Raw genomic sequence first — 26,225 nt, 5'->3', positions numbered from 1 at the left:
ACACTGCCGGGCGAACATGAAAACACTTCTGATGACGGGCGTTCTGCTCGCGCTGTCCGGCGCGGGCGCGGTGAAGGTCGGCGTGCTGCTTCCCCTGAGCGGGGCGGGCAGCGTGTCCGGGCAGGCCGCGAAGAACGGATACCAGCTGGCGCTGGACGAGATCAACCGGGCGGGCGGCGTGCTCGGCAAACCCCTGGAACTGGAATTCGCGGATGACGGCAGCGCGCCCGCCAAGGCCGTGCCGGAATTCGTGAAGCTCGTGACGGTCGAGAAGGTGGACTTCATGGCGGGCGGCGTGAGCAGCGCCACCAGCATCGCCATCAGCGGCCCCGCCAAGCAGTACGGCACCTTCATGGCCTGGATCGGCGCGGCCGCCGTGCCGGTCGAGGACGCCTTCGCGGACCACCCGTACTTCTTCCACTACCACCCCTGGTCGTACTACAACTTCGAGGCGATCCTCGGGTACTTCAAGTACCTCAAGACGTACAAGAAGGCCAAGAACATCGCCATCGCGTACGAGGACGGCCCCTTCGGCAGCGCGGGCATCGACGCGACCGTCGCGGCGTTCAAGAAGGCGGGCTTCAATGTGGTCCTGACCGAGAAGTTCAAGACCGGCAGCGGCAACTTCGGGCCGCTGGTCAGCAAGGCCAAGGCCGCCAAGCCCGACATCCTGTACTGGGTCGGGTACGACACCGACGCCCTGCCCCTGGCGACCGAGATCCGGCAGCAGAACCTGCAACTGGGCCTGCTGTACGGCACGCCCCCCAGCTGGCCCGTCGGTTTCGAGAAGAACAAACTGGCCGACAACGTCGCGGGCCTGAGCCTGTGGCTGTCGAGCAGCCCCAACAAGGACAGCCGCACCTTCGTCGCCGCGTACCGCAAGAAGTACGGCACCGTCACCGACGAGTACTTCGCGCCGCTGGCGTACGTGAACCTCAAGACGCTGGCCGCCGCGATCAACGCCGCCGGCACGACCGACAAGGCGAAAGTCGCTGCCGAGATGGCCAAAACCAACGTGTCCACGCCGTTCGGGCAGCTGACCTTCAGCCCCAGCCTGAAAACCAAGTACCAGGGCTTCAAGGCCGGAAACTGGCTGCACTTCCAGTACCTCGGGGACGCGCGCGTGCCGGTCTTCCCGATCAAGTTCGCGCAGAAACCCATGGTGTACGGCAAGTAATGTCCTGAGTGGTGAGCTCTGGGCTGTGAGCTGCCTGGGACGTGTTTCCCGGCAGCCCGGAGCCCGGAGCGTTTTTCTGGACGACCGGGCGTCTTCAGGAAGCAGAGAAGGCAGAGAGGAGGACGTGGAATGGATTTGTTTGCACAGACGCTGGTGAACGGCCTGCTGCAGAGCGGGCTGTACGCGCTGGTCGCGTCGGGGCTGGCGCTGGCGGTGGGTGTGGTGGGCATCGTGAACTTCGCGCACGGGGAGTATCTGATGATCGGGGCGTTCCTGGCGTGGGCGGGCAGCGCGCTGCTGGGCGTGGACCCGCTGCTGAGCCTGCCGGTGATCGCGGTGGCGGTGTACGGGGTGGGGGCGCTGACGTACCGGGTGAGCATCCGGCACGTGCTGCTGGCCCCGGAACTGAACCAGATGCTCCTGACGTTCGGGCTGGGCATCCTGCTTCAGAATCTGGCGCTGATGCTGCTGGGCGGGAACACCCGCACGGTCAGTACGCCGTATCAGGCGAGCAGCCTGCAACTGGGCGAGCTGAGCGTGGGCGGCCCGAAGGCACTGGCGTTCGGGCTGGCGGCGGCGCTGCTGGGCGCGCTGTACTTCACGCTGTACCGCACGACGCTGGGCCGGCAGATGCGGGCGGTCGCGCAGAACCGCCGGGGCGCGCAGCTGATCGGGATCGACGTGGACCGCGTGTACCTGATCGCCTTCAGCGTGAGCTGCGCGCTGGCGGCCGTGGCGGGCGTACTGGTGAGCGTGCTGCTCTTCGCGTCGCCGACCGTGGGGCTGGTGTTCGCGCTGAAGGCCTTCGCGATCATCGTGATGGCGGGCCTGGGGAACCTGACGGGCGTGCTGTGGGCGTCCGCGCTGCTGGGCGTTTCCGAGGCGCTGGTGCAGACGTACGTGCCGGGCGGCGGCGGCTGGAGTGACGCGGTGTTCTTCCTGATGATCTTCGGGACGCTGGTGCTGCGCTCGTACCGGGGTGCCCGGTGAGTGCCCGCAACGTCGAGGGGGGAACGCCCGTGCGCGCCGCGCCGCGCCGTGAGGTGACGCTGGGAGCCGCGCTGCCGCTGCTGGCGTTCCTGGCGCTGGCGGCGCTGTTTCCGTTCCTGCCGCTGGGAAGTCGCGCGGAATTCCTGCTTCAGATCGCGTTCTTCACGCTGGTGGCGGGCATCATGGCGCTGTCGTGGGACATCCTGGCGCGCAGCGGGCAGGTGAGCCTCGCGCACGCGGCGTTCTACGGGCTGGGCGCGTACGGGTACGCGCTGCTGCTGAAAGCGGGCCTGCCGTGGGCGCTGGCCATGCCGGTCGCGGCGCTGCTGGCAGGCGGCGTGAGTCTGATCCTGGGCGCGGTGACCATGCGTCTGAGCGGCATGTACTTCGCGATTGCCACGCTGGCCTTCACCGAGGTGGTCCGCACGATCATCCAGAACCTCCCCGAGAACGTGGCGGGCGGCGCGACGGGCCTGCTGGTGCCGGCGCTGCTGGGCGGGAACAGCCGCGCGCAGTACGCGCTGGCGTGGGGCCTGCTGGCCTTCACGGTGCTGGTCAGTCTCGCGGTGCGCCTGACGCGGCTGCACTTCGCGTTCGCAGCGATCCGGCAGGGTGAGGAAACGGCGCGGGTACTGGGGGTCAGCATCGTGCGGTTCAAGTTGCTGGCGTTCTTCATCAGTTCGTCGCTGGCGGCGCTGGCAGGCGTGCTGTACGCCGGGAAGACCTTCTTCATCAATCCGCTGGAGACGTTCAGTCTGGCGAACTCGATCGCGCCGCTGACCACCTCGATCTTCGGGGGGCTGTACACGACGCTGGGGCCGGTGCTGGGCGCGGGCGTGCTGCGCGTGGCCGAGGAATTGCTGCACAACAGCGTGAAGAACGGCTATCTGGTCGTGTACGGGCTGGTGCTGATGCTGAGCATCCTGTGGCTCCCGCGCGGCCTGATGGGTCTGCGGCGGGGCCGGAAACACGGAGGTGACCTGTGACGGCCGCGACGACCATCGGGGGCGCCCTCTCCCCCACCCCGCCGGGAGCGGAAGTGCTGCGTGCCGAGGGCCTCTCGAAGCGTTTCGGGGGTCTGAAGGCCGTGCAGGACGTGTCGTTCACGCACTACCAGGGCGAGATCCTGGCCGTGATCGGGCCGAACGGGGCGGGCAAGACGACGCTGCTGAACCTACTGTCCGGCGTGTACCGCCCGTCAGCGGGACGGCTGCACCTGGGGGGCCGCGACGTGACGGACCTGCCCATGGAGGCCCGCTGTCACGCCGGGCTGGGCCGCGCCTTCCAGATCGTGCGGCCCTTCCCGGAGATGACCGTGCACGAGAACGTCACGGTGGGCGCGCTGTTCGGCAAGCCGGGTCAGCGCCTGCCGGAAGCGCGCGAGCGGGCCTGGGCGCTGCTGGAACGCACCGGGCTGGCCGCGCACGCGGAGAAGGCCGCGCACGAACTGACGCTGCTACAGGACAAGCGCCTGGAGGTGGCACGCGCCCTGGCGACCCAGCCCAGCGTGCTGCTGCTGGACGAGGTGATGGCGGGCCTGCGTCCCGGCGAGGCGCAGGAAGCGGTCGCGCTGGTGCGGGGCGTGAGGGACAGCGGCGTGAGCGTGCTGTTCATCGAGCACATCATGCCGGTCGTGCGGGATCTGGCCGACCGGGTGGTCGTGATGGACCAGGGGCAGGTGCTGGCGCAGGGCACGTACCGCGAGGTGACCGCCGACCCGCGCGTAGTGAGCGCCTACCTGGGCACCGAGGAGGGACTGCACGCATGAAAAGAATTGCGGTGAGTCGGAGACGAACCCGACCGGAGGGAGAAGCCATGATGAACGGACCTCAGGAGATGGACGGGCTTGCGGTGGGGTTCCGGAAGACCGGGAATCGGATGAATCCGGCATGACGGACACACTGAATCGGACGACCCCCGCAGCGAACGATGTGGGGCAGGAATTGAGGATCGAGGGTCTGGCTGCCGGGTACGGGAAGGTGCAGGTGCTGTGGGACGTGACGCTGCACGCCGCGCCGGGCGAGTTCGTGGCCGTGATCGGCGCGAACGGGGCGGGCAAGACGACCACGCTGCGGGCCGTGAGCGGCGTGGTGAAACCCACGGCGGGCCGCATCACGCTGGGTGGCGTGGACATCACGCGGGCCTCGCCCAGTCAGGCGGTCGCGCTGGGCCTGGGGCACGTGCCGGAGGGCCGCGAGCTGTTCGCGCACATGACGGTGCGCGAGAACCTGGAGCTGGGCGCAGCCATGAGTGCCCCGGCCCGCGCCCACGCCGCCGCGACCCTGGGCGAGGTGTACGCGCTGTTCCCGCGCCTTCAGGAGCGTTCGGCGCAGCTGGCGGGCACGCTGTCCGGCGGCGAGCAGCAGATGGTCGCGGTGGGCCGCGCGCTGATGGCCCGTCCCAGCGTCCTGATCGTGGACGAACCCAGCCTGGGCCTGTCGCCCCTGATGACGCAGACGGTGTTCGGGGCCCTGAAGGCCGTGAACGCGCGGGGCGTGACGGTCGTGCTGGTCGAGCAGAACGTGAACCTGAGCCTGAAACTGGCGCACCGGGCTTACGTGCTGGAAAACGGGCAGGTCGTCAACGAGGGCACGGGCGCGGCGCTGCTGGCCGACCCGGCGGTACGCGAGGCGTACCTGGCGCTGTGATACGGAATCCGGGCAACCCGGTGCCGGGCCGGGTTCCCGGCGGGGCCGACGGCCTCCAGATGGGGCGCGGCTGGCCGGCACATGCGGTAGATTTCGCGGCGTGACCCTTCACTGGCGGGATCTGACGTCCGCGCGGCGCACGCGGCTGCCGGCGGTGCGTGGCGCGGTGGCGCGCCCGCGCCTGCTCGCGGCGCTGGACGCGCGGGTGCTGCTCGTGACCGCCCCGGCCGGGTACGGAAAGACGACCGCGCTGGCGGAGGCGGCTGCGGCGCGTTCCGGCCCGGCCGCGTGGCTGACGCTGGACGCGGACGACGCCGATCCGCTGGTGCTGGCGGCCAGTCTGTCCCTGGCGGTGCAGGGCCTGCCGGGCGGCGCGCGTCCCGGCGAGGCGCTGGGCGCGGGGGCGTCGCCGCGGCGGGTGGCGGGACTGGTGGCCGACGTGCTGGACGGCTGCGGGGCGCTGCTGGTGCTGGACGAGGCGCAGGTGCTGTCGGGCACGCCCGGCGCGGCGCTGCTGGGCGGGCTGCTCGGGCCGGGTGGGGGGCGGCTGGCGCTGCTGTCGCGCACGGCGCTGGACCTGCCGGAACTGGCGCGGCTGGAGGTGTCCGGGGAGGCGGCGCGGCTGTCGGCGGCGGAACTGGCGTTCACGCCTCCGGAGATCGCGGCGCTGTTCGCGGCGCAGGGCCTGAACGCGTCGGGGGCGGAGGTCCGGGCGGCGCACGCGGTCACCGAGGGCTGGCCGATCGCGGCGCGGTTTCTGGCGCAGGCGGCCGCGCAGGGCCGCGTGACCCTGGCGGATCTGGCGGACCTGGAGGGCAGCGGCGCGCCGCTGGGGACGCTGTTCACGTACCTCGCGCAGGAGGTGCTGGGGCCGCTCGATCCGTCGCTGCGGGGCCTGCTGACGCGCAGCAGCGTGTTCGAGGAACTGATTCCGGCGCTGCTGGAGGACGCGCTGAACGAACCGTACGCCCGTGAACTGCTCGACGCGCTGGCCGGGAGCGGCACGTTCCTGACCCGTTCGGGCGAGGACACGTACCGGGCGCATCCGTTGCTGCGCGCGCACCTGCGCAGCCTGCTGCCGCCGGCCGAGGCGCGCGGGATCGCGGCGCGCGGCGCGGCGTTCTTCGAGCGGACCGGGCGGCTGAGGCGGGCGCTGGCAGCGCACCTGCTGGCCGGGAACACGGCGCGGGCGGCGGCGCTGCTCTCGGCGCGGGGGGGCGTGTGGCTGGCGCAGGGCCGCGTGACGCTGGTGGACCGCAGCCTCGCGCGGCTGCCGCGTGCCGACTGGACGCCCGCCCTGCACGCCCTGGCCGGGGACGCCCTGCGGCTGGCCAGCCGGTACGACGAGGCCCGCGCCGAGTACGCGCTGGCAGGGGCGCTGGAGCGCGCGCTGGGTGAGGTTCGGCTGGCGCTGGATACCGTGCAGCCCGCCCTGGCGTGGGGGCCGCTGGACGAGGCGGCGGCGCTGGTGGACGGCGGGTGCGTTCAGGACGAGCTGCGGCGCCTGCGGGCCGAGAACCTGCTGAACGCCGGGCAGCTGGCGCAGGCCGTGGCGCTGGAACCCGGCCTGCGCGGCACGGCGCGTTACGCGCTGCGCTCCGGGGATCTGGACGCGGCGCTCGCGCGGGCGCACTCACTCGCGGACGGCGAGACGGGCGGCGCGCGGGCCGCGCAGAATCACCGCGAGGGTCTGCTGCTGGCCAGTTTCCTGCACGCGGCGCGTGGCGAGGTGGCCCCGGCGCAGGCCTGCGCGCACCGGGGCCTGAGCGAGGGCGAGCGGCTGGAGAGTCCCTTCGTGCAGTCGCTGGCGCTGGCGCGACTGGGGCACGCGCAGCAGGCGGCGGGGGACTTCGCGGCGGCGCGCGAGAGTTACGACGCGGCGCTGCGGCAGGCGCAGCCGGTCACGGGTCGCCTGCGGGTCGAGCCGCTGATGGGCCTCGCGGCGCTGGCCGGCCGGGCCGGGGACGGGGCGCGCGCGCACGCCCTGACCGCCGAGGCGCGCGGGCAGACCGGCGGGGACAGCTACATCGCGGGCCTGCTGGAACTCACGTCGGCGCTGGGACTGGCGCAGGGGCCGCAATCGGCGCAGGCGGTCCGGGGATTGCAGGAGGCCGCCACGCTGTTCGAGGCGTGCGGGGACGCGTTCGGGCAGGCTGCCGCCTCACTGGCCCTGTTTGCGCTGGACGCCGGGCCGGCCAGTCAGGCGGCGCAGGCGGTGGCCGCGTACCCGTTCCTGCTGGGTGCGCCGTCGCTGTTCGCACCGGCCAGTACCCGGGCCGCGCGCGCGGCGCTGCTGGCCCGGCTGGGCGGGGCGCAACCCGGCGCGCACGGGGCGCTGGCCGGGGCGGCGCGCCTGCTGGGGTACGAGGCGGTGCCTGACCCAGCCGACACGCCGGGCTTCGAGGCACACGTGCAGGTGCTGGGCCGCGTGGCAGTCACGCGCGGGGACGGACGGGCGCGCGAGTGGGGCCGCGCCCGGGCGCGTGACCTGCTGGCCCTGCTGGCCGTGCATCCGGCGGGCCTGCCGCGCGAGGCGGCGCAGGAGGCGCTGTTCCCGGGCGCGGACCCCGGCGTGGGTGAACGGAACTTCCGCGTGACCCTGCACGCCCTGGGGCAGGTGCTGGAGGAGGGGGCGCGCAGCGGCGTGTTCCTGGAACGCGGCGACTGGCTGCGGCTGCGGCCAGGGCCGGACCTGCACGTCGATCTGGCGGCCGCCTGGACGCTGCTGGCGCAGGCGACGGGCACACCGGGCCGCCTGGACGGCCTGCTGCTCCTCCCGCCCGCGCTGGCCGATGTGGACCTGGACGACGTGGTCCGCGAGGCCGGGCGGTACGCGGCGGCCCTGCCCGAGGCGCTGACCGCCGAGGCGGAGGTCGCGCTGGCCGTGGCCCGCCCGGATCAGGCGGTGAGGGCCGCCGAACGCGCCCTGACCCTGGACCCGGCGCATGAACCGGCCGCGCGGGCCCTGATGCGCGCACACTACGCCCTGGGGCGCGGCGCGGCGGCCGGGCGGGTGTACGCGGCGCTCACGGCGGCGCTGGCCGAGCTGGACCTGCGGCCCCTGCCGGACACGCAGGCGCTGTGGCAGGCGCTGGCCGGAACGCGCTCCTGACCGCACCTGCGGCTGCACTTCTGGTCGCGCTTCTGATGCGCACTCCGATTGAATGGTCTGCCAGAACCGTTCGATCCGGGCGAAGCGAGTGGGAGCAAAGAGGAGTCCGGGCGTGGAGCTGACAACCCGGCGATGTTCCGGGTTGTCAACGAAGCAAACGGAGTCCGTATGAGCCGGGTCGTAACCCCGGCGTGACACGCGCGCCCTACACTCCACGCATGACGCAAGACACGCATCAGAGGGCCGCGCTGGTCACGGGCGGCACCAGTGGGATCGGGCTGGCGACCGCGCAGCGCCTCGCGCAGGATGGGCTGTGGGTGGCGGTGCTGGACCTGGACCGGCCGCAGGCCCGCGAGGTGGCGCGAGAGCACGACCTGACGTTCATCGGCGCGGACCTGTCGCGCCGCGAGGACTGCCGCCGCGCCATCGACGAGACCGTGACGGCACTGGGCGGCCTGGATGTTCTGGTGAACAATGCGGGCTTCCAGCACATCGATCCCATCGCGGAGTTCCCGGAGGACACCTGGGACGCGATGCTGCACGTCATGCTGACCGCGCCGTTCCTGCTGAGCCGGTACGCGTGGCCGCACCTGACGCGCAGCGGGCAGGGCCGGATCGTGAACGTGGCGAGCATCCACGGGCACGTCGCCAGTCCGTTCAAGAGTGCGTACGTGAGCGCGAAGCACGGTCTGATCGGCCTGACCCGCACGGCGGCGCTGGAGGCCGGCGAGCAGGGCCTGACCGTGAACGCCGTCTGCCCCGGCTACGTGCGTACGCCGCTGGTCGAGGGGCAGATCGCGGATCAGGCCCGCACGCGCGGCCTGACGGTGCAGGAGGTCGAGCAGCGGGTGATGCTGGAGCCCGCCGCCATCAAGCGCCTGCTGGACCCACAGGACGTGGCGGCGCTGATCAGTTACGTGGTCAGCCCGGCCGCGTGGGGCATGACCGGCGCGGTCCTGGATCTGGACCTGGGCTGGACCGCCCGGTAACGACCAGCACGGAGTCCCTCACAGCACAAGCATGGAGGATGGTTCCATCAACCATCCTCCCTCCCCTATCAACCCTCAGCGGGGCTGGCTGCTCAGGACCATCACGTACGAGGTGCCGCGTGAGCCCTGCACGACGGCGGCGCCCACGTGGGTGTAGCGATTCTCGTTCATCCAGTAGCAGTGGACCGCCGAGTTCAGCCACCAGCGCACGGCCTGTTCGGGGTTCACGCCGCCGCCCATGTAGATGATCTCGGTGACGCTGACGGCATTCACGCCGGTGCTGGCCGCGCGGACCTTGGGGGTGGAGCCGTCGGCGCCGGTGTGGGTGATGCGGCCGCTGCTGCTCATGTACCCGGCCTGGATGCGCGCGGCGGCGGCCAGTTCCGGCGAGTAGCTGAGTGCGCCCGCCACGGGGCGCCGCCCGCTGCCGGGGCAGATGACGCCCTGGGCACGCACCTGATTCAGCCGGACCATCAGCTGACTCTCGGCGGGGGTGGGGGCGGCCTGGGTGGTGCCGGGCAGACCGAGGGCCAGAAGGGCCGCCAGTGCGCCAAGCGTCCGCTTGGGGTTCCACATGAGCATCGTGAACGCAGCTTAACCTGAATGTCCGGTGAATGTTGCAGGTTCCGGGCGCAGAGGTATCAACTCTGCGCCCGGAACCCGTCCTGGCCGGGGTGAACGATCAGGTCAACCGTTCACGCCGGTGTCCTTCTTACAGCAGGCCGCTGCGGCGCAGCAGGGCGTCGGCGTCGGGGTCGCGGCCCATGAACTCGCGGTACAGTTCGGCCGGGTCGGCGCTGTTGCCCCGGCTCAGGACGCTGTCCACGAAGGCGCGGCCGGTGTCGCGGTTGAAGATGCCTTCCTGCGCGAAGCGGCTGAAGGCGTCGGCGTCGAGCACCTCGGCCCACTTGTAGCTGTAGTAGCCTGCGCCGTACCCGACGGGGCTGCTGAACAGGTGGTTGAAACTGGCGATCTGCGCGTACGTGTCGGGCAGCGGGAACGGGATGAAGGTCGCCATGATGTCCCGCGCGTACGGCAGGGGGTCGGCGTCGCCGGTCGGGTCGAATTCCACGTGCAGGCTCAGGTCGGTCAGGCCGAAGGAGTACTGGCGCATGGCGGCGTTCGCGGCGCGGTAGTTGCGGGCGGCGATCATGCGCCCGAACAGGTCCTCGGGGATGGTCTGGCCGGTCTGGTAGTGGCGGGCGAACAGGTCGAGCGCCTCGCGTTCCATGACCCAGTTCTCCATGATCTGGCTGGGCAGTTCCACGAAGTCCCAGGCGACGCGGGTGCCGCTGAGGCTCCGGACGCTCACACGGGCCAGCGCGTGGTGCAGCAGGTGCCCGAACTCGTGGAAGACGGTCTCGACCTCGCGGATGGACAGCAGGGCGGGCGTGTCGGCGTCGGGGGGGGTCATGTTGCCGCACATCAGGCCCAGGTGGGGGTCCACGCCGTCCTCGCGGGGGCCACCGGTGATGAAGGCGTTCATCCAGGCGCCGGCGCGTTTGCTGTCACGCGGGAACCAGTCGGTGTAGAAGCTCGCGACGTGCGTGCCGTTCTCGTCGTGAATGTCGTAGTAGCGAACTTCCGGGTGCCAGCCGGGGGCCTGCGATTCGCTGACGGTCACGCCGAACACGCGCCGCACGATCTCGAACATTCCCGTCAGCACGCCGTCCATCGGGAAGTACGGGCGCAGGGCTTCCTCGTCGAAGTCGTACTTGGCCTGCCGCTGCTTCTCGGCCCAGTACGCGCCGTCCCAGGGTTGCAGTTCCGGGGCGTCCGCGCCGGCCTGCTCGTGGTAGAAGGCGACCAGTTCGGCGTTCTCGCGTTCGAAGGCGGGGCGGGTGCGGGCGTCCAGGTCGCGTTCGAAGCTCAGGGCGCGGTCGCCGCTGCCGGCCATGCGGTCCTGCAGCACGTAGTCCGCGAAGTTCCGGAAGCCCAGCAGCGTGGCCTTCTCGCGGCGCAGTTGCAGGATCTCGCGGATCAGGGGGCGGTTGTCGCGGCCCTCCTGCACGCCCAGCTGTCCCTGCGCCTGCCACAGTTCGCGGCGCAGTTCGCGGTCGTCGGCGTAGGTCAGGATGGGCAGCAGGGTGGGCGCGTGCAGGGTCAGACGGTGACCGTCCTGGCCCTTGCCCTGCGCGTCGCGGCGGGTGGCGTCCTGCACGCGCTGCGGCACGCCGGCCAGCCGCTCGGTCGGCACGTACAGTTCGTACGCGGCGGTGGATTCCAGGACGTTGCGGGAGAAGGTGCTGGTCACTTCCGCCAGCCGGGTGTTCAGGGTCAGCAGGCGGTCGCGGGCCTCGCCCTGCAGGTCGGCGCCCTCGCGGCGGAACCCGTCGATGGCCGTCTGCAGGTGCCGGGCGCGGACGGGGTCCAGCGCGGCGGCCTGGGGGGTGGCGGCGAAGCCCTTGACCGCTTCCCAGAGGCCCTCGTGCAGGCCCAGGCGGGTGTAGAACTCGGTGGTGCGGGGCAGGATCTCCATCTTGGCGGCGGTCCATTCGGGGCTGCTGATCACGGCGTCCAGGTGGTGCACGATGGTGTTCACGGTGTCCAGCTGCTCGGTCAGGGTGTCGAGGTCCGCCATGAAGTTCGCGAAGTCGCGTTGCGGCGCGGCGGCCAGCTGCTCGAGTTTCTCCTGCGTCCGGGCCAGCAGGGTGTCCACGGCACTGGCAGCGTGCTCGGGACGGATGCGGTCGAAGGGAATGCGGAATCCGACGTTCAGCAGGGGGTTGCTCACGCCGGTCGTATCGGTCTGGGTTGCAGTCATCGTTCCGGAGTATAGAAGCCTGACTGGCGCAGACCGTAAGCATCCTGGCGTGTCAGGCTTGCAGTGGGCGGGCCGGGTCGGACGGACGGGACAGCAGGTGAACCCTGCGGCGGCCAGGGAGCGCAAAAAAACCGGAGCGGCCCTGGTGGGCTACTCCGGTTAGGGGTGGTTTGCGATTACCAGCGGTCGTCGCGGCGGTTGCCGCCGTACTCGCTGACGGGCGCGGCCTTCGTCACGACGATGTTCTTGGCCTGCGGGCCCTTGCCGCGCTGGCCTTCTTCCACTTCGAACTCGACTTCATCGCCCTCGTTGAGCTTCTTGAAGCCGGTGCTCTGGATGGCGCTGAAGTGCGCGAACACGTCGGGGCTCCCTTCCGTCTGAATGAAACCGAAGCCCTTCTCCGCGTTAAACCATTTCACTTTACCTACAGCCATGTTCAACTCCTTAGTTTCCAAAGACACGAAGAGACGCACAGAAACCTTGTGCGCCTCTTACTCACTGCGTACCCAGGAAAACTATGGAGCCAGTGTAGGGGCCACCCATCTCGGTAAAAGTGATTCCAATTACATTTATCGCAGGTAGATTAAACGCTCAGTCAGCATCAGGACAGCCTGATCAACCGGTCCGGCCCACCCTGACAGAAAACCACATTCCAGACGTCATCCGGCGGGCCGACGCCCGCGCAACATGAGGACGGCAGGCAGGCCGCAGAAGCGGTGGCTTTCCGGAGTCCCCGTGAGCGGGCACCCTGGGGACACCGAAGGGATGGCCACGCCGAATGGATCAGGCGGAACGCGCGACAGCACTCGCCCTTGCAGGACTCTCTCTTGCGGGGTAGTCGAAATATTGTATACAATATCCACAATGACCTCTTTCGAGCGCCCCACTCTGGTCCGCGACGGCGTCTACGAACACCTGCGCCGCGCCGTGCTGGACGGCGACATCGCACCCGGCGAACGCCTCGGCGAGGTGGAACTCGGCGCGCAACTCGGCGTGTCCCGCACGCCCATCCGCGAGGCCCTGATGCGCCTGACCCAGGACGGCCTGCTCGTCGCCGAGGCGAACAAGGGCGTGCGCGTCCGCACCCTCAGCGCCGACGAGGCCCGCGACACCTACGTCGTCCGTGAGGAGCTCGACGGACTGGCCGCCGCCCTCGCCGCCCAGCACCACACGCCCGCCGACGCCACCGACCTGCGCCGCGCCCTGGGCGCCCTGCAACGCGCCCCCAGCCACGACTACCGCGAACAGACCCGGCTGGACCTCGCGTACCACCGCGCCATCACCGCCGCCACACACAACGCCGCGCTGGCCGACCTGAACCGCGACCTCGAACAGCGCGTCGCGCTCATCAAGCACCAGACCCGCACGTACAACGCCCACCCCCAGACCGACGCCCAGCACGCCGACATCCTGAACGCCATCCTGGCGCGCGACCCGGACGCCGCCCGTCAGGCCGCCCGCACGCACGTCCGCACCTTCGCCGCCCTGGTCCTCCAGAACCTCGCCCAGCCCACCCCACCGGAGAAACAAGCATGATCGACCAGCTGTACCGCAAAGCCGTCCTGACCGTCGCCGGGCAGAAAACCATCGAGAACATCGTGCGCGCCCGAGGCTGGGGCGTCGCCCAGCGCTTCGTGGCCGGCGAGAGCATCCAGACCGCCCTGAACGCTGTGAAGGAACTGGAAAAGGACGGCGTCCTGGCCAACCTCGACCTGCTGGGCGAATTCATCGACTCGCCTGAGAAATGCACCGCGTTCGCCGACAACGTCCTGAACCTCATGGACGCCGCGCACGCCCAGGGCATCAAACCGTACGTCAGCGTGAAGCTCAGCAGCGTCGGCCAGGGCAAGACCGTGGAGGGCGGGGACCTGGGCCTCACCAACGCCCGCCGCATCGTGGGCCGCGCCAAACAGTACGGCGGGTTCGTGTGCCTCGACATGGAAGACCACCCGCGCGTGGACATCACCCTCGCGCAGCTCCGCACCCTGATCGGCGAGTTCGGCCACGAGCACGTGGGCAGCGTCCTCCAGTCGTACCTGTACCGCAGCGAGGCCGACCGCGCCGCGCTGGACGACCTGCACCCCAACCTCCGGATCGTCAAGGGCGCGTACCTGGAACCCGAGACAGTCGCCATGCCCGTCAAGGCCGACGTGGATGCCAGCTACCGCAAACTCGTGTACGCCCACATGAAAGCCGGGAACTACGTGAACGTCGCCACGCACGACGAGAGCATCATCCGCGACGTGCAGCACTTCGTCCTTGCCAACGGAATCAGCAAGGACGCCTTCGAATTCCAGATGCTGTACGGCATCCGCCGCGACCTCCAGAAGAACCTCGCTGCCGCCGGCTACCGCGTCCGCGCGTACATCCCCTACGGCCGCGACTGGTACCCGTACTTCTCGCGCCGCATCGCCGAACGCCCCGCCAACGTCATGTTCGTGCTGCGCGGCATGCTCAAAGGCTGAACGAACGTGATGAACCCGCTGGGGTACATCAACCTCTTCTGGCTGCATGAGGTCCTGAATTCGGCCGTTCATGTCTCAGACGACTGGTACCGGCAGACCTATCCGGACAAGGTGGATTTCGAGATGGACAGCTACGTGCTGGCCCCATACACCGGCAATGCGCACAGCCTCCAGGCGTTTCTGGCACATGGACTCAGACCCGTCTTCGACTCGCTGAACGACTTCCAGAAGGTTCTCGTCCTCGACTGCCTTGCGCTTCTGCTCGCCAGAGACGAGTCTTCTCTGTGGGAGAGGGTCAACTTCTTCGACACCGTCATGAGCAACCGGATCGTGCTGGCCGACGAGCCAGTGCCTCTCTTCAGAGCGTTCTTCGACGTCCTCAGCGCGGGAACGGCACCGGAACTCGCCACCTACCGGGACATTTCAGCTCCCGTATTCAACCCAGCCGACCCCATCTCGCGCTACCAATTCTGTTAAGGAGACCCACCATGATCAAAGTTCAGGAGTACCGCCCGCAGAGCTTCATCGACTTCACGAAGGAAGAGAACGTCAAGGCCTATCAGGACGCCCTCAAGAAGGTACGGGCTGAGCTGGTCGGGAAGCATTACCCCCTGATCATCGACGGCGAGAGGGTGGATACGGCCGAGAAGCTGACCTCGCTGAACCCGTGCGACACCAGTGAAGTGGTGGGCACGACGGCGAAGGCAACCGTCGAGGATGCCGAGCGTGCCCTGCAAGGCGCGTGGAAGGCGTTCGAGTCGTGGAAGACGTGGGACATGGACGCCCGCGCCCGCATTCTGTTGAAGGCGTCTGCGATCCTGAAGCGCCGCCGCCTGGAGGCCTGCGCGCTGATGAGCGTCGAGGTCGGCAAGAACTACGCCGAGGCCGACGTGGAGGTTGCTGAGGCGATTGATTTCCTGGAGTACTACGCGCGCAGCGCCATGAAGTACGCGGGTTTCGGTGCGGCCGAGACGACGTGGTTCGAGGGTGAGGAGAACGGCCTGATGTTCATGCCGGTGGGCGTGGGCGTCAGCATCAGCCCGTGGAACTTCCCGTGCGCGATCTTCCTGGGGATGCTGGCCGCGCCGATCGTGGCGGGCAACTGCGTGATCGCCAAACCCGCTGAGGACAGCGGCCTGATCGCGGGCATGATGGTAGACATCCTGCTGGAGGCGGGGCTGCCCGCCGGGGTGCTGCAGTTCCTGCCCGGCGTGGGCAAGGAAGTCGGCGAGTACCTGACGACGCACGCGAAGACGCGCTTCATCACGTTCACGGGGAGCCGCGCGGTGGGCCTGCACATCAACGAGGTGGCCGCGAAGACCCAGCCGGGCCAGAAGTGGATCAAGAAGGTCATTCTGGAACTGGGCGGTAAGGACGGCCTGATCGTGGACGAGACCGCCGATCTGGACGTGGCGGTCACGGCGGCGGTGCAGGGTGCCTTCGGTTTCAACGGGCAGAAGTGCAGCGCCATGAGCCGCCTGATCGTGGTGGACAGCGTGTACGACGCCGTGGTCAGTGGCTTCGTGGAGCGCACGAAGGCCCTGAAGGTGGGCACGGGCGAGGAGAACGCGAACGTCACGGCGGTCGTGAACCAGATGAGCTTCGACAAGATCAAAGGGTACCTGGAACTGGCCCCCAGCGAGGGCAAGGTGCTGCTGGGCGGCGAGGCCCCCGGCGAGGCGAACGGCAAGCAGGGGTATTACGTGCAGCCGACCATCGTGGGCGACGTGAAGCGCGACGCGCGGCTGGCGCAGGAGGAGATCTTCGGGCCGGTCGTGTCCGTGATCCGCGCGCGGGACTGGCAGGACGCGCTGGACATCGCGAACAGCACCGAGTACGGCCTGACGGGCGGCGTCTGCAGCCGTGACCGCGCCCGGCTGGAGCAGGCGCGGCACGAGTTCGAGGCGGGAAACCTGTACTTCAACCGCAAGATCACGGGCGCCATCGTGGGCGTGCAGCCGTTCGGCGGGTACAACATGAGCGGCACGGACAGCAAGGCGGGCGGCCCGGACTACCTGGCGAACTTCATGCAGCTCAAGACCGTCACCGAGCGCTGGTAAACGCCGCGCAGAAGAGAGTCAACGGGGCACCACTTTCCAGCGGAAAGTAACCGTCGAGGGGGCAGACAGGGGGATGAACCTCTGCCTGCCCTTTTCGTGCGGTGAGGCGCGTTCGGGTGGCCCGGTTCGCCTCCGCTACGTCCCTGTGCTGTGGAGCGTCTCCCTGATGGCTCCTGCGGCCTCCCGCCCTTTAACTGACCAGCCGGCGAAATGCAAGCGACCGTGCGCCTATTTGTTGAACTCCGTCCAGAGCTGTCTAGCCGACCTGGGCGGATGGATGGCGGGCGCGCATTAGTATCCGCGCCAAGCTTAATTGCAATAGCGTCTGCCGGTGAATTCCAAGTCCCTGCCGCACTTCCCCGTGCGGCCGGAACAGCCTTCCCGTCCCACGGCCAGACCCCACGGAGGCACGCATGAAACTGACCCACCCCCTGCTGGCAACGACCCTCGCCCTGACCCTGGCCGCCTGCGGACAGCCGAGTGCCGTCGCCCCGGACGCCGCCGCCCCGACCGCCCCCGTCGCCGGTACGCCGACCGGGACGGACAGCTACCTCGTGGGCTTCCGTCAGCCGCTCAGTGCCCAGAACCTCGGGGGTCAGGAACTCGCCGCGCAGGCCGCCGTGCAGGCGCAGGCCATCACCGCAGCGGGCGGCGTGATCAGCAGCCAGTGGGCGGACATCAGCGCCGCCGCCGTGCGCCTGAGCCCCGCCGCCCTCACGAAACTCCGCGCCAACCCCAGCGTCGAGTACATCGAGCAGGAAGCCGTGCACCGCGCCCAGGGCCGACCCAGCGGCACCAGCGACGCCCGCCCCGCCTCTGCCCTGGCGGCGCAGGGGTCTACCCTGTCGGCGCAGCGCCTGGGCGCCCAGGCGCTGTACGCGCCCAGCGGCGAGTTCACCTGGGGCGACAACGCCCTGCGCGTTCCCGCCCTGCGCGCCGCCGGTTACACCGGTGCGAGCACCACCAGGGTCGCCGTGTGCGTCCTGGATACCGGCATCGACGGGAACCACCCGGAATTCCAGCGGAAGCTGACGGGCTTCAAGAACTTTGTGACCACCGAAACCAACCGCAACGACCCCTACGCCCTGAACGACGTGGACGGGCACGGCACGCACGTCGCCGGGACCGTGTTCGCGCAGTACGGCGCGGGCACCGGCACGACCGGCCTGCAGAGCGGCATGGACGCGGCCGGCGTGGGCGGCGTGGCGACCGGCGCGAACCTGTTCGTCGGGCGCGTGCTGGGCGACACCGGGTCCGGCAGCAGCAGCGGCATCATCAACGGCGTGAACTGGTGCGTGGCGCAACTGAAATCGCAGGGCGGCACGCAGGACCGGGTCGTGGTGTCCATGAGCCTGGGCGGCGGCAGCAAGAGCCAGACCGAGCAGCGCGCCTACACCGCCGCGTACAACAAGGGCGCGCTGATCATCGCCGCGACCGGGAACGACGGCGCCGCCGTGTCCTACCCCGCCGCGTACACCCAGGTGGCGGGCGTGGCCGCCGTGGACAGCAATCTCGCCAAGGCGGACTTCAGTAACTTCGGCACGCAGGTGGACCTGTCGGGGCCCGGCGTGGCTGTCCTGAGCCCCGTGCCGCTCGGGCAGGGCACCGCCGCGAGCGCCTCGGGCGGCGGCGTGACCTTCGCGGACGTGCAGGCCGCCGACAAGACCGGGCGGGGCAGCTTCACCGGCACCGTCGTCGCGGCGGGCGGCACGAACAACGAGTTCTGCGGGGCCGGCACTCGCAACGCGGCCCTGAACGGCAACATCGCCCTGATCGCGCGCGGCACCTGCTCCTTCGAGGAGAAGACCGCGAACGCCGTCGCCAGCGGCGCCCGCGGCGTCATGATCTACAACAACGCCGCCGGCGCCCTGGGCATCAGCCTGACCAACACCTACGCCGTGCCGGTCCTGGGCATCCAGCAGGCCGACGGGCAGGCGCTGCTGGGCAAACTGCCCACCACGGGTACCGTCGCCGTCACGAGCGCCGATTACGCCTACCTCGACGGGACCAGCATGGCCACCCCGCACGTCAGCGCCGCCGCTGCCGTCGTCTGGGCCGCCAAACCCACCCTGACGAACACCGGGCTGCTCAACCTGCTGACCAGCACCGCCAGGGACCTGGGCACGGCTGGCCGGGACAACAACTTCGGGTACGGTCTGGTCGATCCCCTGAAGGCCATCACCGGGCAGTAAGCACCCCGCGCACCCGGCACCCCCCTCCACGCGGAAGGGGGTGCCGTTCATCTACCAGCCCGCCTCTCCCAGCAGGCGGTCCACGATCAGCGCGCCGCCCAGGATGGCGGGCAGACCGCCGCCGGGGTGAACTCCGGTGCCGACCTGCCAGAGGTCGGGGGTCAGGCGGTACGGCTGCGGGTGCAGGGGGCCGCCGCGCCAGGCGGGCAGGGCCGCGCCGTAGATCGCGCCGCCCGGATGGCCGCCCCGCGCGTAGTGGGCGGGGTTCAGGGTGACGGTATCCAGGGCGGAGGCCAGCAGGCCCGGCACGTTCAGGGTGCGTTCCGCGCGCCGCAGTTGCCCCCGCACCCAGGGGTGGTCGGCGCTCAGGGGGCGGCCGGTGGGGGGCGCGGTCAGCAGGACGGCGAGGCGGGGGCCGTCCGCGTGGACGAGGGTCAGGGTGGTGTGCGGCAGGGCTCCGGCGCGCAGGGCGGCGCGGAAGTCCCGGAAGCTGTCGGGCGGGATGACGCTGGTGGTGGGCAGTGGCGCGGGGGCGGGCAGCGCGGCGTACACGGCGACCCCACTGACGGTCCGGGGGCCGGGTCTGACCGACTGGCCGCGCAGCCGGGCGAGGCGGGCGGGGTCCACGGCGCTGACGATCAGGTCGTGGCGACGGACCTCTCCCCCGTTCAGGGTCAGGGTGGTGTCGCTCAGGGCGCGGACGCCCACGCCCTCGCGGATGGTCAGGCCGCGCGCCTCGCCGAATCCGCGCAGGGCGTCCAGCAGCGCGCCCATGCCGTGGGCGGGCCGGGACACGTCCGCGCCCACCAGTGCAGGAATCAGGGCGTACAGGGCCGGGGCGTCGGCGGGGCTCAGACCGGCGTTCAGGGCGTGCGTGGCGAGCGCGTGCTCCAGCGCGGGCGGCAGGTGCCGGGCACGCAGCCACGCGGCGGCGCTGGCGTGCGGCCCGGTGGCGCGCAGCAGCGCCGCCGACGCCCGCAGGAACGCCGGGTCGTTCAGGCGCGGCGGGGTGGTCAGCAGGGTGGTCAGGTGCGCCCGCAGGGGTTCGGCGGCCCGCACGTACCGCTGCCAGTGCGGGAACAGCGCATAGCTGGGCGGCACGGGCAGCGGCACCGGCCCGTGCGGCGTGTGGTGGACGCCCAGAGCACCGGGCAGGGGGCGCAGGTCCAGCGGGTCGGGTTCGTGCAGGCGGGCCAGCACGGCGCGCCACACGTCCGGGAAGGTGAAGAGGCTGGGGCCGGTGTCGAAGCTCAGGCCGCCCGCCTGTTCGCGGCGCAGCTTGCCACCCGCGCGGTCCTGCTCGTACACGGTGACGGCGTGCCCGCGTCCGGCCAGCAGCGCGGCCAGGGTCAGTCCGGCGATCCCGCCCCCCAGAATGCCGACCGTCCGAGTGCCGACCGTGCGCCTCACCCTACAGGCCGGTCCACTGGCCGCGCGCCAGCAGGTACACGAGCTGCACGCCCGCCACGGCGCCCACGATCCAGGGCGTGACGATACTCAGCGGGTACAGCCGCGCGGCCCGTTCCGGCGTGGGGCGGCGCAGCAGGCCCAGGGCCATGCCGCCGCAGGTCAGCAGCAGCGCCAGCGCCGTCAGTTTCGACGCGGGCCACAGCAGCGCGGCCGCCAGCGCGAACCACGCCAGGGCGTAGGCGGCGCTGCCCCGCACGCCCAGGGTGGTGGCGACCGTGCGCGTCCCGGCGGCCCGGTCGGCGGGGATGTCCTGCGCGGCGTCGAAGGCGTGCTTTCCGACCGAGTAGCTCATGAGGGCCAGCAGCGGCCCCCACGGGGCGGGGCTGCCCAGCGTCAGGGCCGGGAGGATCAGCGGCAGGGCGTAGGCGACGTTACTCAGGCCGTCCAGGAAGGGGCGGCCCTTCAGGCGCAGGGGCGGCAGGCTGTACGCCGCGAACAATACCGCCGACAGCAGCAGCACAGCCGTCGCGGCCGGCGGCAGCAGCAGCGTCAGCAGCAGCAGCGCCGGCACGTTCAGCAGCAGCGTGGCGCGCAGCAGCGGGCCGCCCTCGGCCAGGGTCAGGCGCGCGCCCTGCCAGCCGCCCTTGCGGGACGAGCGGGCGTCCTCCTCGCGGTCGGACAGGTCGTTCAGGCCGTAGATCAGCAGGTTGAACGGTAGCGTCAGGTACGCCAGCAGCAGCAGCGTGGCCGGGTCCAGGGTGTACAGGCGGCCCGAGAGCCACACGCCCGTGACGAGCGTGCCGACCGTGTTCACCCACAGCGCCGGGCGGGACACGGTCAGCAGGCGCCGCAGCGGCAGCCGGTGGGTTCGGGGAGAGACGGCGCCTGACATGAGCAGTCCGCATTGTAGGCACGTGGCGGGCCGGGCAGATGCCCCTTGGGCGCAATCCTTACCATCCGGCGGACTGTCCGTGCGTCACAATAGGCCGAGATGAAGCCCACTGCCGGACGGTCCCAGACCGGAATGTTCACCGCCTCGGAGGTCGAGGCGCAGACCGGCGTGCCGGCCACGACGCTGCGGCAGTGGGAGCGCCGTTACGGCTTTCCGCACCCCGCCCGCAACGCCAGCGGGTACCGCCTGTACTCGCCGGGGGACGTGGCCGCCATTCAGTACATGCAGTCGCAGTTGCAGTCGGGCGTGCCGGCCAGCCGCGCCGCCGAGCTGACCCTGCACGCCATGACGGCCGGTGCCGGCCCGGCACCCACCCCGGCCGCCCCGGACCGCGCGGCGCCCGAGCAGGGCCGCAGCGGCGCGCAGTGGTCGGCGCTGCTCACGCAGGCGCTGATCGATTCCGACACGGACCGCGCGGCGGCCGTGCTGTCCGAGGCGCACGCGCAGATTCCGGTCGAGGTCGTCATGACCGACGTGATCAGCCCCACCATGATCGAGATCGGCGCCCGCTGGGAACGCGGCGAGATCACGGTCGCGCACGAGCATCAGGCGACCGCGTTCCTGCGTTCACGCATCTCGGGCCTGATGGACGTGGCGGGCGTGCAGGCGGGCTTCGGGCCGCTGGTCGTGGCCGCCTGCGCCCCGCAGGAGCAGCATGAACTGGGCCTGATGATGCTGACCCTGGCGCTGCGCCGCCGGGGCGTGCGCGTGGCGTACCTGGGCGCGAACGTGCCGCTGGGCGACCTGGCCGTGTACGCCCGGCAGCGCGAGGCCCGCGCGGTCCTGCTGGCCCTGAACGGCCCCTGGGCGCTGGAGTCGACGCTGGAACACCGCCGCGACCTGGACGGCCTGAACGTGCCGCTGTTCGTGGGCGGAGCGCTGCTGAACAGCCAGCCGCACCTGGCGCGCACGCTGGGCGGCGAGTACGCCGGTCCCGACGCGCCCAGCGCCGCGCAGCAGATCGCCGCCCGGCTGCTGGGCGGCGCACCCCCCCCTCATCCTCCCGGAGGTTCAGAATGAACGTACTCGTGACCGGAGCCAGCGGCTTCGTCGGAAAGGCCGTCGTGGCCGAACTGCTCAAGCACGGACACACCGTCACGGCCGGCAGCCGCTCGGGCCGTGACGTGGGCGGCGCGCGGGGCGTGACCCTGGACGTGACCGATCCCGGCAGCGTGCAGCGCGCCGTGGGACAGGCCGACCCGCAGGCGGTCGTGCATCTGGTCGGCATCATCGCCGAGAAGGGCGACCAGACCTTCACGCGCGTGCATGTGGACGGCACCCGCCACGTCCTGGCGGCCACGCCACGCGGCGCGCGCTACGTGCACATGAGCGCCCTGGGCGCGCGCGAGGACAGCGCCAGCGGGTACTCCAGCAGCAAGGCGCAGGCGGAAGCACTCGTGCGGGCCAGCGGCCTGAACTGGACGGTTTTTCAGCCCAGCCTGATCTTCGGGCCGGGCGATGATTTCTTCGGGCGGGTCCTGCGGGAACTCGTGAGCACCGCACCGATCGTGCCGCAGATCGGGGATGGCCGCTTCCCGTTCCGGCCGGTCAGCGTGCAGGACGTGGCGCAGGCCTTCGCGCTGGCGGCGGGTTCCGACCTGGGCGCCGGGCAGACGCTGGCCCTGACCGGCCCGCAGGAATTCACGTTCCGGGAACTGCTGGAACTGGAACTCGGGGCGCTGGGCCGGAAGAAACCCATCGTGCCGGTCCCGCTGTTCCTGATGGACCTCGCCGTGCCGCTGATGCAGGTGCTGCCCAGCCCGCCCATCACGCGCCACCAGTACGCCATGCTGAAAGAAGGCAACACCGCCCCCAACGAACCGGCCCGCACGCTGTTCGACCTGCCCATGCGCCGCCTGCCCGACGACCTGCCGGGCCTGCTGCGCGCCGCCCGCTGACGCGAATCTCGCGGGCGGGTGCGGGTTACAGCGAGCGGGGCAGGTCCTGAAGGACCGTGACCTGCATGGGCGGCTGGCCCTGCCGGAACGCCGCGAGGTACCCGGTGACGGTCCCCCCGGCCCGCTCGACCAGCCGGGCCAGCGCCTGGGCAGTCCCGCCGCTGGCGATCACGTCCTGCACGATGGCGACCCGGCGGCCGCGCAGCCGCTCGGCGTGCGGGCCGTCCAGCCACAGCGTCTCGGTGACGCCCAGCGTCATGCTCGGCACCTCCTGAATCAGCGGGGACTGCATGTACGTGCGGCGTTTCTTGCGCGCGCAGACGTACGGCAGGCCGCTGCGGTCACTCAGTTCGTGCGTGAGCGGCAGGGCGTTCGTGACGACCGTCAGCAGCACCTCGGTCTGCGCGGGAATCAGGGCGACGAGTTCCTGCGCCGCCGCGTTCGTGAACTCACTGTCACCAATGAATTCCACCAGCGGCACGCGGCCCAGGTTCCCGGCGCGCACGGTCGGCAGGGTGCGTTCCAGACTGCCGATCCTGACGGTCAGTTCATTCGGGTTGTTCATGGCCCACACCCTATCCTGCCCGCGTGCGGGAGCCTTCAGGTGCACCCGGCCGGGCCACGCGGCTGTCCAGCCCGGCGGAACGCGGGGAGGCGGTCATTGGAGCGGGCCGCCTCCCCCCAAAGGGAATGGCAGCCCGGTGCGCGGCGGCTCCGATCAGTTCTCGAACAGCGGCAGGTGGCCCAGCGCCGTCACTTCCGGGCGTTCCTGCCCCTCGGTGAACACCGCGACGACCGCCGCGACCTCCCCGCCGACCTCCTCGATGATCTGACGGATGGAGTGCAGGGTGCCGCCGCTGGACACCACGTCGTCCACGATGGCGACCTTGCGGCCCCGGATCTTCTGCACGTCGAAGCCGTCCAGGACCAGCAGTTGCGGTTTGCCGGTCGTGATGCTGACCACCTCGCGCGCCACGGGCTCCACCATGTACGGCTTCTGCGTCTTGCGGATCACGATGTACGGCTTGCCGCTCTCACGGCTGATGACGTGCGCGAGGCTCAGCGCCTTGACTTCCGGCGTGACCAGCACGTCGATGTCGGCGGGCAGCAGGCGGGCCAGTTCACGGCCGGCCGCCTCGGTCACTTCGGTGTCGCCCAGCATGTTGAACAGGGCGACGCTGACGCCAGGAGCGACGGGAACGATGGGAAGGTCGCGGGTCACGGCGCCCACTTGAACTTTGAACGTGTTCACTCTGAGCAGTGTAGTACGGACCTCCCCGCCGCACAGCGGGTCAGCTGCGGCGGCCGGGAGGTCCGGTGAGGAGCCGGGGACTGGGCGGCGCCGGCCCTTCCGGCAACGGCTAGTCCAGGGGCTGGCCGTTCAGGGTGGCGCGGCCCTGCTCGAACCGCAGGTCGAGGCTCAGCTGGTCGCCGCTGCGGGTCAGGTACCCGGCGCCGAGCAGGGTGTCGATGTCGGCCAGTTCGGCCAGCGGGCCGAAGTTGCCGAGCAGGGTGTTCAGGGCGTCCCGGGTGGCGCTGAGTTTCAGTTGCAGGTCGGCCAGGGCCAGGGCCGCAGCGGGCTGGTCGGCCAGTCCCTGGAGTTCCGGGTCACTCAGGCTGGCCGCGCCGGGCAGGGACAGCTGACCGGTCAGGGTGACGTTCCCGGTGGGCTGCGTGATGTTCAGGCGCTCCAGCCTGAGCACCGGGTTGTCTTTCAGCAGCGCGAGCAGGTCGGCGCGGGCCTGCGTCTGCTGCGCGGGACTGAGGGCGGCGAGGGGGTCGCTGGCCGCGCCGCTTGCGTCCGGCTGGTCCTGCGACGCCTCGTTCAGCAGGGTCGTGAGACGGGCGAGCGGTTCACGGGCCAGGTGTCCGAGGCTCAGGTGCAGTTGCAGGTCGCGCAGGGACTGGGGGCCGTTCGGGCTGGGCAGGGTCAGCGTGCCGACGTCGTACTTCACGGTGCTATTCAGGTAGTCGCCCTCCCCGGTGGTGTCGGCGCTGATGTTCAGGCCGGTCAGGTTCATGGAGTCGGCGTCGGCGTTCAGGGAGGCGCGGTCCAGAGTCAGGGTGGCGCGGCCCAGGCCGATGGGATCCTCTGGCCCGTTGCGGCGGTTCTCGCCGGTCAGGGTGACGCGGCCGATGCTGCCGCTGGTCGGGTTGCCGTCGCCGGGGTCGCTGACGGTCAGGCCGGGCCAGCTGAGGTTCAGGCGGGTGTCGTTGCCCTGCACGTCCATGGTGCCGCCCAGCGGTTGCCAGTTGACGGTGGTGCCCTGTTCGGTGACGGTGCCGCCCGGAACGTCCACGCGGCTGCGGGTGTCTCCGGCGAGGCCGATGGCGGTCACGATCTGGGGCTGGCGGGTGGGGAAGGCGCGGGCGTAGGCGGCCTGCGCCTGCGGGTCCTCGGGGCGGAAGGTGGTGGTCACGGTGGCCTGTCCGACGCCCCGGAAGGCGGGCAGCGGGCCGTGCTGGATGTCGTTCGTGACGATCAGGCCCTGACTGGTCCCGCCCTCGCTGAAGGTGAGGCGCAGGACCTGGGTGCTGTGCGTGAACCCGCGCGTGTACGACACCTGCTCGACCTGCGCGCCCGAGGCGGCGGCGCGGGCGCGCAGCGTGGCGGTCAGGTCGGCGGTGAGGGTCTGGGCGCGGCTGGAGAACACGGCGGTCGCGCCGGCGTACGTGCCGGCCAGCAGCAGCGCGCCCAGGGCAGCGGCGGCCAGCGGACGCCCTGCGCGACGGGCCGGGCGGAGGCGACTGCTCCGGGGCTGGCCGGACTGGCCGGGGCTGGGTCGGTCGGGGCTGGGTCGGTCGGGGCTGGTGGGCCGGGTGGGGTCGGTCATGGGGTCTCCTGCTGGGCGTGGGGGTGCGCCGGCGGTCGGCGGGACGGGGGTGGGGCTGGCTCCGGCAGGCTAGCGGGCAGGCCGGACGGGCGTTGCTGCAGGTGCGCTTGACAGCAGGTCAGCTGCATCCGGGTGTGCTGGACGGGTCCGGTGACCGCCCGGCGGGCCGGTATGGGCCCCGTGAGAGGACCGTCCGGGCACCTGTCTGGATAGTTGACTTGTTTTGTACGCCATAAAGGTTTACCTTTTTTGTCAATGATTGCCTCCGCCCCCACCCGACAGCCGGCCCGACCAGCCCGCACGGACCTCAGCGCCCTGAAGTTCAACCAGCTGGCCGTGGTCTTCGTGACGCTGCTGGCCGTGATCCTGACCCTCCCGGCCCTCACGCTGATCCTGGGCGCGGCCATGCTGCTGGGCGCCGTGCGTCCTGACCTCTCCCCCATGCGCGCCGCGTACCGCCTGCTGGGCCCATCCCTGGGCCTGAGCCCCGAGGTCGTGGACGAGGATCCCCGCGCGCACCACTTCGCGCAGGGCGTGGGCGGCACCTTCCTGCTGGCCTCCGCCGCGTTCACCCTGACGGGCCTGCCGGTCGTGGGCGCGCTGCTGGGCGTGGTCGTGATCGCGCTGGCCATCCTGAACCTGACCGAGAAGATCTGCGTGGGATGCATCATGTACTTCCAGTACCGCCGCCTGCGCTACCAACTGCTGAAACGCTGAGCCGCACCACGCCCCTT

General features: G+C 70.7%; 23 protein-coding genes. 15 read left to right on the top strand and 8 right to left on the bottom strand.

Annotated elements, in window-relative coordinates; genetic code table 11:
* Window positions 1–16: 16 nt before the first annotated feature.
* From BXU09_RS12595 to BXU09_RS12565, 7 genes are all read left to right on the top strand, one after another.
* Window positions 17–1,177, top strand: coding sequence for an ABC transporter substrate-binding protein (locus BXU09_RS12595; protein WP_078303404.1), 1,161 nt, complete (start codon window positions 17–19; stop codon window positions 1,175–1,177).
* Between the two features lie 129 nt (window positions 1,178–1,306).
* Entirely contained in the window at window positions 1,307–2,167 is an 861-nt protein-coding gene (locus tag BXU09_RS12590) for a branched-chain amino acid ABC transporter permease (protein ID WP_078303401.1), read from the top strand.
* The gene (locus tag BXU09_RS12585; RefSeq protein ID WP_078303398.1) at window positions 2,164–3,153 is read left to right on the top strand and encodes a branched-chain amino acid ABC transporter permease; all 990 of its coding nucleotides are present in this window, start codon (window positions 2,164–2,166) and stop codon (window positions 3,151–3,153) included. Before BXU09_RS12590 ends, BXU09_RS12585 begins: the two co-directional genes overlap by 4 nt.
* Window positions 3,150–3,935: an ABC transporter ATP-binding protein gene (locus BXU09_RS12580; RefSeq protein ID WP_240501228.1), complete on the top strand. Its 786-nt coding sequence runs from the start codon at window positions 3,150–3,152 to the stop codon at window positions 3,933–3,935. Before BXU09_RS12585 ends, BXU09_RS12580 begins: the two co-directional genes overlap by 4 nt.
* A 121-nt stretch (window positions 3,936–4,056) precedes the next feature.
* Window positions 4,057–4,815, top strand: coding sequence for an ABC transporter ATP-binding protein (locus BXU09_RS12575; RefSeq protein WP_078303395.1), 759 nt, complete (start codon window positions 4,057–4,059; stop codon window positions 4,813–4,815).
* 100 nt (window positions 4,816–4,915) lie between these two features.
* Window positions 4,916–7,927: a BTAD domain-containing putative transcriptional regulator gene (locus BXU09_RS21940; protein WP_078303393.1), complete on the top strand. Its 3,012-nt coding sequence runs from the start codon at window positions 4,916–4,918 to the stop codon at window positions 7,925–7,927.
* A 218-nt stretch (window positions 7,928–8,145) separates the two neighbouring features.
* Window positions 8,146–8,916, top strand: a complete 771-nt coding sequence (locus tag BXU09_RS12565) for a 3-hydroxybutyrate dehydrogenase (protein WP_055362986.1) — start codon at window positions 8,146–8,148, stop codon at window positions 8,914–8,916.
* 75 nt (window positions 8,917–8,991) lie between these two features.
* On the opposite strand, the gene BXU09_RS12560 is transcribed toward BXU09_RS12565, so the two are convergent.
* From BXU09_RS12560 to BXU09_RS12550, 3 genes are all read right to left on the bottom strand, one after another.
* Window positions 8,992–9,492 (bottom strand): CAP domain-containing protein, encoded by a 501-nt coding sequence (locus BXU09_RS12560; RefSeq protein ID WP_078305007.1) that lies wholly within the window; start codon window positions 9,490–9,492, stop codon window positions 8,992–8,994.
* A 136-nt stretch (window positions 9,493–9,628) separates the two neighbouring features.
* A complete protein-coding gene (locus tag BXU09_RS12555) occupies window positions 9,629–11,680 on the bottom strand; it encodes a M3 family metallopeptidase (protein ID WP_078303390.1) in 2,052 nt (683 codons plus the stop codon).
* Window positions 11,681–11,856: 176 nt separating this feature from the next.
* A complete protein-coding gene (locus BXU09_RS12550; protein ID WP_055362985.1) occupies window positions 11,857–12,114 on the bottom strand; it encodes a cold-shock protein in 258 nt (85 codons plus the stop codon).
* Window positions 12,115–12,544: 430 nt separating this feature from the next.
* Here BXU09_RS12550 and BXU09_RS12545 point away from each other — a divergent pair, with 430 nt between their 5' ends.
* From BXU09_RS12545 to BXU09_RS12525, 5 genes are all read left to right on the top strand, one after another.
* Window positions 12,545–13,216 carry a GntR family transcriptional regulator gene (locus tag BXU09_RS12545; protein ID WP_078303386.1) on the top strand — a complete coding sequence of 224 codons (672 nt, stop codon included), beginning with the start codon at window positions 12,545–12,547 and terminating at the stop codon, window positions 13,214–13,216.
* Window positions 13,213–14,145, top strand: a complete 933-nt coding sequence (locus BXU09_RS12540; protein WP_078303383.1) for a proline dehydrogenase family protein — start codon at window positions 13,213–13,215, stop codon at window positions 14,143–14,145. The genes BXU09_RS12545 and BXU09_RS12540 overlap by 4 nt, the downstream gene beginning before the upstream one ends.
* A gap of 6 nt (window positions 14,146–14,151) precedes the next feature.
* Window positions 14,152–14,622 (top strand): hypothetical protein, encoded by a 471-nt coding sequence (locus BXU09_RS12535; RefSeq protein WP_078303380.1) that lies wholly within the window; start codon window positions 14,152–14,154, stop codon window positions 14,620–14,622.
* Between the two features lie 11 nt (window positions 14,623–14,633).
* The gene (gene pruA, locus BXU09_RS12530) at window positions 14,634–16,205 is read left to right on the top strand and encodes an L-glutamate gamma-semialdehyde dehydrogenase (RefSeq protein ID WP_078303377.1); all 1,572 of its coding nucleotides are present in this window, start codon (window positions 14,634–14,636) and stop codon (window positions 16,203–16,205) included.
* A 413-nt stretch (window positions 16,206–16,618) separates the two neighbouring features.
* Window positions 16,619–18,397: a S8 family serine peptidase gene (locus BXU09_RS12525; RefSeq protein ID WP_078303374.1), complete on the top strand. Its 1,779-nt coding sequence runs from the start codon at window positions 16,619–16,621 to the stop codon at window positions 18,395–18,397.
* Window positions 18,398–18,448: 51 nt separating this feature from the next.
* Here the strand turns inward: BXU09_RS12525 and BXU09_RS12520 are convergent, their stop codons facing one another.
* Together BXU09_RS12520 and BXU09_RS12515 are read right to left on the bottom strand one after the other, a co-directional pair.
* Window positions 18,449–19,807 carry an NAD(P)/FAD-dependent oxidoreductase gene (locus BXU09_RS12520; protein ID WP_240501226.1) on the bottom strand — a complete coding sequence of 453 codons (1,359 nt, stop codon included), beginning with the start codon at window positions 19,805–19,807 and terminating at the stop codon, window positions 18,449–18,451.
* A gap of 1 nt (window position 19,808) precedes the next feature.
* A complete protein-coding gene (locus BXU09_RS12515) occupies window positions 19,809–20,699 on the bottom strand; it encodes a UbiA family prenyltransferase (protein ID WP_078303372.1) in 891 nt (296 codons plus the stop codon).
* Between the two features lie 99 nt (window positions 20,700–20,798).
* Here BXU09_RS12515 and BXU09_RS12510 point away from each other — a divergent pair, with 99 nt between their 5' ends.
* Window positions 20,799–21,779 (top strand): B12-binding domain-containing protein, encoded by a 981-nt coding sequence (locus BXU09_RS12510; RefSeq protein WP_078303369.1) that lies wholly within the window; start codon window positions 20,799–20,801, stop codon window positions 21,777–21,779.
* On the top strand, window positions 21,776–22,657 hold the full coding sequence (locus BXU09_RS12505; RefSeq protein ID WP_078303366.1) for a complex I NDUFA9 subunit family protein: 882 nt from the start codon (window positions 21,776–21,778) through the stop codon (window positions 22,655–22,657). The genes BXU09_RS12510 and BXU09_RS12505 overlap by 4 nt, the downstream gene beginning before the upstream one ends.
* Window positions 22,658–22,682: 25 nt before the next feature.
* On the opposite strand, the gene BXU09_RS12500 is transcribed toward BXU09_RS12505, so the two are convergent.
* The 3 genes from BXU09_RS12500 to BXU09_RS12490 form a co-directional block, all read right to left on the bottom strand.
* Window positions 22,683–23,222: a phosphoribosyltransferase family protein gene (locus tag BXU09_RS12500; RefSeq protein WP_055362916.1), complete on the bottom strand. Its 540-nt coding sequence runs from the start codon at window positions 23,220–23,222 to the stop codon at window positions 22,683–22,685.
* A gap of 153 nt (window positions 23,223–23,375) precedes the next feature.
* Entirely contained in the window at window positions 23,376–23,909 is a 534-nt protein-coding gene (locus tag BXU09_RS12495) for a phosphoribosyltransferase family protein (protein WP_055362913.1), read from the bottom strand.
* 109 nt (window positions 23,910–24,018) lie between these two features.
* Entirely contained in the window at window positions 24,019–25,491 is a 1,473-nt protein-coding gene (locus BXU09_RS12490) for a YdgA family protein (RefSeq protein WP_078303363.1), read from the bottom strand.
* A 255-nt stretch (window positions 25,492–25,746) separates the two neighbouring features.
* Between BXU09_RS12490 and BXU09_RS12485 the strand changes: the two genes are divergently transcribed.
* Window positions 25,747–26,208, top strand: a complete 462-nt coding sequence (locus BXU09_RS12485) for a DUF4395 domain-containing protein (protein WP_078303361.1) — start codon at window positions 25,747–25,749, stop codon at window positions 26,206–26,208.
* Window positions 26,209–26,225 lie beyond the last annotated feature (17 nt).

Source organism: Deinococcus sp. LM3, assembly GCF_002017875.1.
Classification (GTDB): domain Bacteria; phylum Deinococcota; class Deinococci; order Deinococcales; family Deinococcaceae; genus Deinococcus.
The sequence above is the reverse complement of the archived record's forward strand: the minus strand, read 5'-3'. Positions and strand labels throughout refer to the sequence as shown.